Genomic DNA, 1717 nt, shown 5'->3' with positions numbered 1-1717 from the left:
TACCCACGGATTCAGAGGTGAACGCGCCTGCAGTGATGTTACCTTGGGTTTTGCCTTCGATAGAGATATAACATGGAGTTGGCATTGCGATGCTCCTAAAACGATAGCTAAGGATGGCTCCTAATCACCAAAGCTATAGCATTCTTTATGCCACCAATTAAATCTTTGCAAATCAATGACATACCCCCCTTTCCACTCACTTTCACCCGAGCAAAAAATTGCGCACATAAGACATAATCACCGGCAAAAAATGCGCAAGTAGCATAATATTTCACATTTTAAGTAATAAATTGCGCAGCGCATGATGTTATTCCCATCAATTAAGGGCAATCATATCAAGGTGTTGAATGTGTTTTAGTATCTGTTGTGACTGGATTCACTCTTGATTCGTACCAATTCGCATACCGTATCAATATTGTGTTAATTAGGAGGAGTATTGTGGGCGGCTCCCCATTTTGAGGAGAAGTTGAAATCAGAGGCCAATCAATCTTTAGGTAAAGATTGATTTCAGCGCAGTATCACTAAAATACACCGTCCTACTACGACCATTTTTAGTGTGCGGGATATACAATGTCCGACTCTCTCGATAGATATGCTCATGGCGGACATGCAACATTTCCGATTTTCGCGTACCTGTAGGAGTCACATGGCAATTAAACCGGCGGCGACTTTTTATGCCATTTGATGTAAGGCAGATAAGTTTGGTGGAAGAACTCGCTCAGGGTGGATTCAGCGCGATAATTATCCCGCTCTTGCTTGGGATCATGACCTAATGCAATCGACTCCTTATGCTTACGTGCAATTTGGCGAGCGGTGGTCACATCCACATCAGGAAAACGTCCAATACCGATACTCTTTTTGGTTCCAAGGAAGGTATAACGCAATAGAAAGCGCTTACTTCCCGTTCGCCCCGAGAGGCATTTAAGACCTATCACTTCAGTATCGGAAAACTCAAGTTCTGTAGAACGAGGATTGGTATTAGCGGGTAATGCTTTAATCGCAGCATTAGTAAAGCGAAAGGATTTTTGCATCGTCATCCTCTTCAAGCCTATTGATAGCTTGAGGATAATATGCGAGCAAAAATAGGGTTATTGCGGGCATGAAGGTAACGCCATCAGCTACCGACTTATATATCTTAATGTCGCTACATGGTGGACGCTAGCGTTTAGTCTTTGGTCGACATAAACCGTTCTTACCTGCAGAGAAGGACCAGAGGTGTACCGGAAGTACCGGATAAGCGCAGTCTTGGCTATGTTAGAAGCCAATATGGTAGCAGTGCATTAGTAGGCTGGTGATTGCAGGACTTCGCCCTCCATGAGCACAGGATATGCACAGGGCGACAAATTTCAGATACAAAAAAACCACCTCTCGGTGGTTGATTTGTCGAGTAATTTGTTGAAATTACTCACGGTTTGCATGGTACCCGGAGCGGGACTTGAACCCGCACAGCCAGAAGCCGAGGGATTTTAAATCCCTTGTGTCTACCGATTCCACCATCCGGGCCTTGCAAAGGCACCCGTTAGGGTTTTGGAGGCGCGTTCCGGAGTCGAACCGGACTAGGCGGATTTGCAATCCGCTACATAACCGCTTTGTTAACGCGCCAATTTTTTATTACCACGCATTCATGCCTGATAATGTTGTTCTGGAGCGGGAAACGAGACTCGAACTCGCGACCCCGACCTTGGCAAGGTCGTGCTCTACCAACTGAGCTATTCCC

At 45.5% G+C, this 1717-nt stretch carries 2 tRNA genes and 2 pseudogenes; all 4 read right to left on the bottom strand.

The annotated features are described in order from the left end of the window. Positions 1-85 (bottom strand): annotated as a pseudogene (locus L975_RS18050) (type VI secretion system tube protein Hcp); the annotation flags it as partial. A 414-nt stretch (positions 86-499) separates the two neighbouring features. Beyond that, positions 500-1031 (bottom strand): annotated as a pseudogene (locus L975_RS17500) (integrase family protein); the annotation flags it as partial. 386 nt (positions 1032-1417) lie between these two features. Further along, positions 1418-1503, bottom strand: a tRNA-Leu gene (locus tag L975_RS03940). A gap of 25 nt (positions 1504-1528) precedes the next feature. Next, positions 1529-1602 (bottom strand) — tRNA-Cys (locus L975_RS03935). Positions 1603-1717 lie beyond the last annotated feature (115 nt).

The organism is Plesiomonas sp. ZOR0011 (assembly GCF_000800945.1).
GTDB classification, from domain to species: Bacteria; Pseudomonadota; Gammaproteobacteria; order Enterobacterales; family CAMTGL01; genus Plesiomonas; species Plesiomonas shigelloides.
This window is presented reverse-complemented; position numbering and strand designations above follow the sequence as displayed.